Below are 9,581 nucleotides of genomic sequence, written 5' to 3'. Positions count from 1 at the left end.
CGGGAGCCGACGACGACTCGCTGACCGCCGCGTTCGCCCGGCGGGTCGCCGCCCGCGCGCCGGCGGACCTCATGGTGTTCGACGAGAGCCTGACGGCCTCCGCCGTGATCGGCGCGCACCTGCCGCCCGGGGCGCCCGGCCACTGGTTCCAGACCCGGGGCGGGTCGCTCGGGGTGGGCATCCCCGGCGCGATCGGGATGAAGATCGCCAGACCGGAGCGGGCGGTCGTCGCCTTCACCGGCGACGGCGGCAGCATGTACACCTTCCAGGCGCTGGCGACCGCGGTGCGCCACGGGGTCGGCGCGAAGTTCGTCGTCTGCAACAACCACTCCTACCGGCTGCTGGACCACAACATCGAGCAGTACTGGCGGGAGCGCGGCGTCGAGCCGCACGCGTCCCCGCGCTCCTTCGACCTGTCCCGGCCGGAACTGGGATTCGTCGACATCGCGCGCGGGTTCGGCGTCGACGGCGTGAAGGTCGACAAGCCCGACCAGGTCGAGGAGGCCGTCGAGCGGATGTTCGCGGACGACGGGCCCTTCCTCGTCGACCTGCGGACCGACTAGGGAGGCCAGACCGTGTCCGACGTGCAGACGGCCCAGGGGCCGCTGTCCGGCTCGCGGATCGCGATCCTGATGGAGAGCGACTTCTTCGAGCCGGAGATCTTCTACTACCAGCTGAGATTCGCCGAGGAGGGCGCCGAGGTCGACCTGCTCACCCGGCTGTGGGGCAACGAGTCGATCACGTTCACCGGTCACGAGTACCGGGCCCCGCTCACCGTCACCCGCAGCCTGGAGGAGGCCGACCTCGCCGACTACGCGGCGCTCGTCGTGCCGTCGGGCATGGTGTCCGACCGGCTGCGCTACACCGAGGACGTCGACGTCCTCGCCCCGGCCGCCGACCTGCTCCGCCGCGCGTTCGACGAGCCGTCCCTGCTCAAGGGGATCATCTGCCACGGGATGTGGCTGGCCTCGTCCATCCCGCAGACGGTGCGCGGCCGGAAGATCACCTGTCACAACAACCTCGTCGGCGACGTGCGCAACATGGGCGCCGACTACGTGGACCAGGACGTCGTGGTGGACGGGGACCTGGTGACCGGCCGGACCGGCCGGCACTGCCACCTGTTCGCCAGGACGCTCATCGACCTGCTCGCACGGAGAGAGGAGTCCCGGTGAACTTCACCTTCTCGGACACGATCGCCGGTCACGTGGCCGCCTACGACCGCGGGGCCGGAACGGTCACGCTCGACACCCTCGACGGCAGGCGGTTCGCCGTGTCCGTCTCCGGCGGCCCGAGCGCCGAGCTCCTGCGCAACCTGGGCGAGCCGTACGTGGACGCCACCGGCCACTTCGAGGACATGCTGGAGCCGGGCCGGTTCCTGTTCGCCTACGGGGTCTTCTACCCGTGGAGCGAGGGGTACCGCTTCGACGCCAAGCGGATCGTCTTCCTCGGCCGGCGCACCGGTGACATGCGCTTCGAGGAGTCCGGCTGGTGGGCCGGGCAGCTGAGGGAGATCGCCGGCTTCTACCGGCGCGCCCAGTTCGGCGACGGGCCGGTGGACTTCCGCGACTACCGGACGATGATCCGGCTGGGCGGCGAGAAGACCTCCAGCCACGTGCAGGAGACCGACACGATCTCGCGCCTGGTGTACGGCATGGCCTCGGCCTACCTGCTGACCGGGGACGAGGACTACCTGGAGGTCGCCGAGCGGGGCACCGAGTACCTGCGGGCGCACATGCGCTTCGTGGACACCGACGAGGACGTCGTCTACTGGTATCACGGGGTCAGGGTCGACGGGGACAGCGAGAAGAAGCTGTTCACCTCGGAGTTCTCCGACGACTACGACGCGATCCCGATGTACGAGCAGATCTACGCGCTGGCCGGCCCGATCCAGACCTACCGGATCACCGGCGACCCGCGGATCAAGGACGACGCCGACGCCACGCTCCGGCTGTTCGACAAGTTCTTCCTCGACCGCGAGCTCGGCGGGTACTTCTCGCACATCGACCCGATCCTGCTGAGCCCCGACCACGAGTCGCTCGGCCCGAACCGGGCGCGCAAGAACTGGAACTCGGTCGGCGACCACGCCCCCGCCTACCTGATCAACCTGTACCTCGCCACCGGCGACGAGCGGTACGCGGAGTTCCTGGAGTACACCTTCGACACCATCGTCGAGCACTTCCCCGACGACAAGGCCAGCCCGTTCGTCCAGGAGCGCTTCCACCGGGACTGGTCGCACGACACCACGCACGGCTGGCAGCAGAACCGGGCCGTGGTGGGCCACAACCTGAAGATCGCCTGGAACCTCATGCGCATGCACTCCCTGCGCCCCAAGGCCGCCTACTCCGAGCTGGCCGCCCACATCGGGCAGATCATGCCCGCGGTCGGCGGCGACCGGCAGCGCGGCGGCTGGTACGACGTGGTCGAGCGGGTCCTGCGGGAGGGCGAGGAGCAGCACCGGTTCGTCTGGCACGACCGCAAGGCCTGGTGGCAGCAGGAGCAGGCGATCCTGGCCTACCTCATCCTGGCCGGGACGACCGGCGAGGAGTCCTTCCTGGACGAGGCCCGCGCCGCCGAGTCGTTCTACAACGCGTTCTTCCTCGACCACGACGAGGGCGCCGTCTACTTCAACGTCCTGGCCAGCGGCATGCCGTACCTGCTCGGCACCGAGCGGCTCAAGGGCAGCCACTCCATGAGCATGTACCACTCGGCGGAGCTGTGCTTCCTGGCGGCCGTCTACAACAACCTGCTGATCAACGGCAACCCGATGGACTTCTACTTCAAGCCCGACCCGGCGGACCTGCCGGAGCGGACCCTGCGGGTCTCACCGGACCTGCTGCCCCCGGGATCGGTGCGCATCGACCAGGTCGAGGTGGCCGGCGAGCCGCACGCCGACTTCGACGCCGAGGCGCTCACCGTGCGGCTCGGCGAGCGGCAGGGCCGGGTCAAGGTGCGGGTGCGGCTCGTGCCGCAGAGAGGGGAGAGGCGATGAGCGTGAAGGTCAGCCACAGTGTCACCGGCAACACCACGGTGGTGCGGCTGGAGGGGGAGATCACCAGCCTGACCTCGACGGCGCTGCAGGAGCAGCTGCTCCCCCTGATCAGGGAGCGCTCCGTCCTGCTCCTGGACTTCGGCGCGGTGCCGTACATCTCCAGCGCCGGGCTGCGGACGCTGCTGCTGGTGCACCGGCGGGGCCAGGAGGCCGAGACGAGGATCGTCCTGCTGGGGCTGGCGGAGGAGCTGATGTTCGTGATGTCCGCCACCGGGTTCCTGGACTTCTTCGAGATCGGCACGGACGTCGAGACCGAGCTGGAGCGCGTGGAGTCATGAGCGTCTTCGACGTCCGCGAGCGGATCGACGCGTTCCCGACCCGGGAGATCGGGGGGTACCGCGTCCGGCACGGCAGGCCGTTCCCCTACGGCGCCTCCCTGGTGCCGGGCGGGGTCAACTTCTCGGTGTACTCCGACCGCGCCACCTCCATGAGCCTGGTGCTGTTCGAGCGGGGGGCCGCGGAGCCGGCGGCGGAGCTGCCCTTCCCCGACGACTACCGCATCGGCAGCGTGTTCGCGATGACGGTCTTCGGGCTCGACTACGAGAACCTGGAGTACGGCTTCCGCGCCGACGGGCCGTTCGACCCGCGGCGCGGCGACCGGTTCGACGCGACCCGCGTGCTGACCGACCCGCACGCGCGGCTGCTGTCCGGGCGGGAGGTGTGGGGCCGGGAACCGGACTGGGACGACCCCTACCAGTACCGGGCGCGGCTGGTCTTCGACGACTTCGACTGGGAGGACGAGCGGGCGCCGCGGATCCCGCTGGACGACCTCGTCATCTACGAGACGCACGTGCGGGGCTTCACCCGGCATCCCTCCTCCGGGGTGTCGGCGCCGGGCACGTACGCCGGCCTCCGGGAGAAGATCCCCTACCTGAGGGAGCTCGGCGTCAACTGCGTCGAGCTGATGCCGATCTTCGAGTTCGACGAGTTCGACAACCCGCGCACCGATCCGGTCGGCGGACGGCGCCTGTACGACTACTGGGGCTACAACACCGTCGGCTTCTTCGCCCCCAAGGCGGGCTACGCGGCCACCGGCAAGTACGGCATGCAGGCCGACGAGTTCAAGTCCCTGGTCAAGGACCTGCACAGGGCCGGCATCGAGGTCATCCTCGACGTCGTCTTCAACCACACCGCCGAGGGCAACGAGCAGGGGCCGACGATCTCGTTCCGGGGGCTGGACAACGCCACCTACTACATGCTCACCCCCGAGGGGTATTACTACAACTTCAGCGGCACGGGCAACACCGTCAACTGCAACCACCCGGTGGTCCGCGACTTCGTGCTCGGCTGCCTGCGCCACTGGGTGTCGGAGTACCGCGTCGACGGGTTCCGCTTCGACCTGGCGGCGATCCTGGACCGCGCGCCCGACGGCACCCCGCTGCCCAACCCGCCGCTGCTGGAGCAGCTCGCCTACGACCCCATCCTGCGCAACAGCAAGCTGATCGCCGAGGCGTGGGACGCGGGCGGCCTGTACCAGGTGGGCCGCTTCCCCAGCTACGGCCGCTGGTCGGAGTGGAACGGCAAGTACCGCGACACCGTCCGCAGGTTCGTCAAGGGCGACACCGGCACGGTGGGGGAGCTGGCGACGCGGATCGTGGGCTCGCCCGACCTGTACGGAGGCCGGGGCGCCGCGGCCTCGGTCAACTTCGTCACCGCGCACGACGGGTTCACCCTCAACGACCTGGTGTCCTACAACGACAAGCACAACGAGGCCAACGGCGAGGGCAACCGGGACGGGGCGAACGACAACAACAGCTGGAACTGCGGGGCCGAGGGCCCGACGGACGATCCGGAGATCAACGCCCTGCGCCTGCGGCAGATGAAGAACACCATGGCGATCCTGCTCACCAGCCAGGGGGTGCCGATGCTGCTCTCCGGCGACGAGGTGGGCCGCACGCAGCTCGGCAACAACAACACCTACTGCCAGGACAACGAGCTGTCCTGGCTCGACTGGGGCCTGGTCGAGGCCAACGCCGAGCTGCTCCGCTTCGTCCGGGGGATGATCGCCTTCCGGCGCGCCCACCCGGTGGTGCGCGCGCTGCGCCACCCGCAGGGCGCGGACGTGGCCGGCGGCCTGCCGGACGTCAGCTGGCACGGCGTGCGGCCGTGGGAGCCCGACTGGTCGGACAGCTCCCGGCTGCTCGCTCTGCTGCGCTGCGGTCCCGATGCGGACGGCGGGATCGAGCACGTCTACGTGGCGATGAACTCGCACTGGGAGGCGCACGACCTGGAGCTGCCGGAGCTGCCGGGCGGCCTCGGATGGCACGTGGCCGCCGACACCGCCGCCGCGGCGCCGTACGACGTGTGCGAGCCCGGCGCCGAGCCGGCCGTGGCCGACCCCCGGCGTCGGCCGATCGCCCCCCGATCCGTCCTCATCCTCATCGGCCGTGAGAACTGACCCAAGGAGGCCACCACCATGGCGTTCAACGCGACCCTCAGCACGGACGCGGACACCGCGACCATCCGCCTGACCGGAGAACTCGACGCGTCGACCGCGGGCGAGTTCCACGACACCATCGAGGAGGCCGCGGCCGCGGGCGCCCGGCGGCTCGTCCTGCAGGCCGGGGAGCTGACCTACCTCGCCAGCGCGGGGCTGCGCGCGCTGGTGTTCGCCCGGCAGAAGATGGGCGACGAGGTCGAGATCGTGATCGACGGAGCCATCGAACCGGTCGTCCGGACCATCCGCATGGCCGGGTTGGACCGCAGCATCGAGATGACCGGTTCGTGAAGACGATGCCCCGCATTCCGGCGTCGCTCGAGTCGCTCGACGTCGTGGCGCGCTACATCGGGTCGCTCGCCGAACGGGCGGGTCTGACGCCTGCGACCGCCTACCGCCTGCGCCTGGCCGCGGACGAGCTGGTGACCAACGTCATCACGCACGGGTACCGGGGCCGGGAGGGCGAACTGCACCTGGAGGGGGGCGTGGACCGCGACACGGTCTGGGTCCGCTTCGAGGACGACGCGCCGCCGTTCGATCCCCGGGCCGGGCTCCGCCCCCCGGAGTGGAAGGTTCCCGTCGCCGAACGGCGGATCGGCGGGCTGGGGGTCTTCCTCGCGCTCACCGCGCTCGACGGGTTCACCTACGAGCTGGTGTCCGGGCGCAACAGGAGCACCCTGCTGGTCCGCCGCCACGACCGGGCAGGTGAGGCGGGATGAACGAGATGCGGGTACTGGCCCTGGACGACCGCAGACAGCTGCCGGATCAGCTGCGGCTGGCACTGAAGGAGGCCGGGGCCGGGGTGCAGATACGGTCGCCCGCCGACGTGCTGGGGGCGGCCCGGACCCCCGCCGCGGACGTCCTGCTGACCTCCGCCGACATCCCGCCGAACATCGTGCGGGCGGTCTGCCGCCGGTTGGACGAGGAGGGGCGGCCGCCCGTCGCCCTGGCGTTCACCGAGGACGACTTCGGCGCGCTGGAGCGGCACATCCGCAGCGGCATGGACTACCTCGTGCCGCCCTTCCTCACCCCCCTGGTCCAGGCGCGGCTGCGCACCTGCCACGAGCGGCAGCAGATCGACCGGACCCTCCAGGAGATCGAGGGCAAGGCGGACCTGCTCCGCTACGAGCGGGAACTGGAGATCGGCAGGGAGATCCAGCTCGGTTTCCTGCCGGAGTCCCTGCCCGCGCCCGACGGCTGGCGGCTGGACGTGCGCTACCGGCCGGCGCGGACCGTGGCCGGGGACTTCTACGACGCCTTCGAGCTGGTCAACCGGCGCAGGCTGGGGCTGGTCGTGGCCGACGTCTGCGACAAGGGCGTCGGCGCGGCGCTGTTCATGGCGCTGATCCGCAGCCTGCTGCGCCACACCGCGGAGCAGAGCGGCGCGCAGAGCATGATCGCGGTCGACCAGCTGACGCAGGACCTGAGCAGGAGCCGTTCGCTCGACGGCCGCATGACCCCGGTCGTCGGCGCGATGCCGCTGCTCAACGCGGTGGCGGGGACGAACGGCTACCTCACCCGCAACCACATCCGGCAGGGGTACTTCGCGACGATGTTCTTCGCCGTGCTCGACCCGTCGACCGGCAGCGTCGTCTACGTCAACGGCGGGCACAACCCGCCGATGCTCGTGCGCGCGGCCGGCGGCGAACCGGAGGCGCTGGACCCGACGGGACCGGCCGTGGGCGTCGTGCCGGACTGCTCGTTCTCGCTCGGCTACGCCCACATCGAGCCGGGCGACGGGTTGTTCATCTACACCGACGGGGTGACCGAGGCCCGGTCGGAGCAGGGGGGTTTCTTCGGGGACGCCCGCCTGCTCGACCTGCTGCGCGAGGGCGACACCCCGGAGGGCAGCATGATCCAGCGGGTCGACCGGGCGCTCAACGCCTTCGTCGGCACCGCCGAGCAGTCGGACGACATCACGATGATGGCCGTCCAGCGGGGGCGGGGATGACGAGGATCATCACCGTGCACTCCTCCCGGGGCGGCACGGGCAAGTCCAGCACGGCGGCGAGCATGGCCGCGCTCATGGCGGCGCAGGGGCACCGCGTGGCCCTGGTGGACACCGACATCCAGTCGCCGTCGGTCGACACGATCTTCGGGATCGACCGGCTGCGCAGCGAGTGCTCCCTGGTGGACTACCTCGCCGGCCGCTGCGAGATCGAGGACGCGGTGTACCCGGTCGGCGAGGGCCTGTCGGTCGTCACGGCGCGGAGCAGCGTGGGCGCCATCAACGAGATCACGGCGGCCGGGTACGACGTGGGCCTGCTCAACGAGGGCTTCGCCCGGCTCGGCGGCGCGCTCGGCCTGGACGTGCTGCTGCTGGACACCCACACGGGCATCAACACCGAGACGGTGATGTCGGTGGCCAGCTCGGACGCGATGGTCATCCTCACCCGGGCGGACCGGCTGGGCCTGACGAGCGCTCCGGAGACCGTCGCCCTGGCCGACCAGCTCGGCTGCTCGCACCGCGCCGTCGTGGTCAACATGGTGCAGGGCGGGGCGCTGGGGCCGGAGCTGCACAGTTCGGCGGAGGCGGTCTACGGCTGCGAGGTGACGGCGGTCCTGCCGTACGCGCCGGAGATGAGCCGGCTCTCCGCCGAGCAGCTGTTCGTGACGGCCCATCCCCGGCATCCGCTCGTCGACGGCTACCGGCGGATCATCTCCTTCATTCTCGCAGGCTCTCGCTAAGGACACGGATGGACGAACGAACGGACGGACGGACGAACGAACGGACGGGCAGACGGGCGGGCAGGGTGCGCGCGATCGCTCTCGCCGGCGGGAAGGGGATCCGCGCCCGGCCGTTGACCCTCACGACCCCCGACTACCTGCGCAGCAAGGCGGCGATGCGGCTGGCCGGGCGGAGCCTGATCGAATGGTCGGTCGAGCTGCTGGCGGAGCAGGGGGTGGCCGACTTCTACGTCGCGGCCAACGGCCACGAGAACCGCGCCCAGACCAAGGCCATCCTGGAGTACGGCGAGCGGTTCGGGGTCAGCGTGCGCTACTCCCGGCCCCGTTTCGACCAGGACAACACCGGTTCCGGCGAGGCGACGCTGCGCTGCCTGGAGCACTGGGACCTCGGCGGACCGGCCCTGGTCTTCCCCACGGACTCCGTCTTCGAGTTCGACCTGGCCGCGATGGCCGAGGCGCACCGGGCGGCCGGCGCCGTCGTCACGGTCGCCACGGTCTCCCGCTCGCCGGCCGAGGCCGCCGGCAGGTACGGCGTGCTCCTGCGCGGCGCGGACGGGTCGGTCCGGCGGTTCATGGAGAAGCCGGGTCCGGCGGAGGCCGAGCGGCTGGCCGGCGCCGGCGGGCTGGAGACGAACGCGGGGATGTACCTGATCGACTGCGGCCGGTTGCGGGAGGCCGCCCGCGACCCCTGCCTGAAGGAGCTCGCCCGGCGGCGGCTCGACTGGGGCGGCGACCTGCTGCCGTACCTGGTCTCCCGGGGGCATCCCGTCGCCGCCCACCGGATCGGGAGGTTCGGCGACCTGGGCAGCCCGCAGGACTTCCTGCTGACCACCCGCCAGGTGCTCCGGGGCGGCTATCCGCGGTTGAGCGGGCGCATGGGGCCGCGCATCCACGAGAGCAGCCTCTACTTGCGGGACGGGACCTCCGGCAGGACCCTGGCGGAGAAGATCCTGGACGGGAGCGTGCGCATCGGGCCGGGCGTGCGCATCGGCAGGGACGTGGAGGTCGGCCCCGGGGCGGTGCTCGTCGACTCCGACGTGGCCGACGGGGTGGACATCGGGGCGGGCAGCCGGTTGCACCGGGTGGTGTGCGGGGAGCACGGCATCATCGGGCCGGGCGCCGACCTGTCCGACACGGTCCTGGGCGCGGCGGTCGAGATCCGCTCCGGACCAGGCCGTCCCGTCGTCACCGAGGGGTTCTGCGCGTTCGGCGACGAGGTGCGGCTGCACGGCGGCCTCCGGCTGTGCGGGGTCAGCGTCTTCCCCCGGCTGGACGTCTGGAGCGGCGCGCGGATTCCTCAGGGAAGCTGTCTGTCCAGCCCGGACGACGTGTCCCGCTGGGTGTCGCCCGTCCCCTGACCGGCCCCGCGCCGGGCGGCGCGCTGGCCCTCCGCCGGCGCGGGGCCGG

Annotated in this window: 10 protein-coding genes; all 10 read left to right on the top strand. The window is 71.3% G+C overall.

Going from position 1 to position 9,581, the window contains the following annotated elements:
• Positions 1-563: thiamine pyrophosphate-dependent enzyme (locus ACWJ6R_RS22550; RefSeq protein WP_449064139.1), on the top strand; the 563-nt coding region annotated here is incomplete at its 5' end.
• 12 nt (positions 564-575) lie between these two features.
• Complete coding sequence (locus ACWJ6R_RS22545) at positions 576-1,172, top strand: DJ-1/PfpI family protein (RefSeq protein ID WP_449064138.1); 597 nt, start codon at positions 576-578, stop codon at positions 1,170-1,172.
• Positions 1,169-2,989 carry an AGE family epimerase/isomerase gene (locus ACWJ6R_RS22540; RefSeq protein WP_449064137.1) on the top strand — a complete coding sequence of 607 codons (1,821 nt, stop codon included), beginning with the start codon at positions 1,169-1,171 and terminating at the stop codon, positions 2,987-2,989. Before ACWJ6R_RS22545 ends, ACWJ6R_RS22540 begins: the two co-directional genes overlap by 4 nt.
• On the top strand, positions 2,986-3,327 hold the full coding sequence (locus ACWJ6R_RS22535) for an STAS domain-containing protein (RefSeq protein WP_449064136.1): 342 nt from the start codon (positions 2,986-2,988) through the stop codon (positions 3,325-3,327). Before ACWJ6R_RS22540 ends, ACWJ6R_RS22535 begins: the two co-directional genes overlap by 4 nt.
• A complete protein-coding gene (gene glgX, locus ACWJ6R_RS22530) occupies positions 3,324-5,447 on the top strand; it encodes a glycogen debranching protein GlgX (protein ID WP_449064135.1) in 2,124 nt (707 codons plus the stop codon). The genes ACWJ6R_RS22535 and glgX overlap by 4 nt, the downstream gene beginning before the upstream one ends.
• An 18-nt stretch (positions 5,448-5,465) precedes the next feature.
• A complete protein-coding gene (locus ACWJ6R_RS22525; protein WP_449064134.1) occupies positions 5,466-5,777 on the top strand; it encodes an STAS domain-containing protein in 312 nt (103 codons plus the stop codon).
• Positions 5,778-5,782: 5 nt separating this feature from the next.
• Positions 5,783-6,205 (top strand): ATP-binding protein, encoded by a 423-nt coding sequence (locus ACWJ6R_RS22520; RefSeq protein WP_449064140.1) that lies wholly within the window; start codon positions 5,783-5,785, stop codon positions 6,203-6,205.
• The gene (locus ACWJ6R_RS22515) at positions 6,202-7,437 is read left to right on the top strand and encodes a PP2C family protein-serine/threonine phosphatase (RefSeq protein WP_449064133.1); all 1,236 of its coding nucleotides are present in this window, start codon (positions 6,202-6,204) and stop codon (positions 7,435-7,437) included. The genes ACWJ6R_RS22520 and ACWJ6R_RS22515 overlap by 4 nt, the downstream gene beginning before the upstream one ends.
• Entirely contained in the window at positions 7,434-8,174 is a 741-nt protein-coding gene (locus tag ACWJ6R_RS22510) for a P-loop NTPase (RefSeq protein ID WP_449064132.1), read from the top strand. Before ACWJ6R_RS22515 ends, ACWJ6R_RS22510 begins: the two co-directional genes overlap by 4 nt.
• An 8-nt stretch (positions 8,175-8,182) precedes the next feature.
• Entirely contained in the window at positions 8,183-9,532 is a 1,350-nt protein-coding gene (locus ACWJ6R_RS22505; RefSeq protein ID WP_449064131.1) for a sugar phosphate nucleotidyltransferase, read from the top strand.
• Positions 9,533-9,581: the final 49 nt, after the last annotated feature.

Source organism: Planomonospora algeriensis (assembly GCF_977012225.1).
This window is presented reverse-complemented; position numbering and strand designations above follow the sequence as displayed.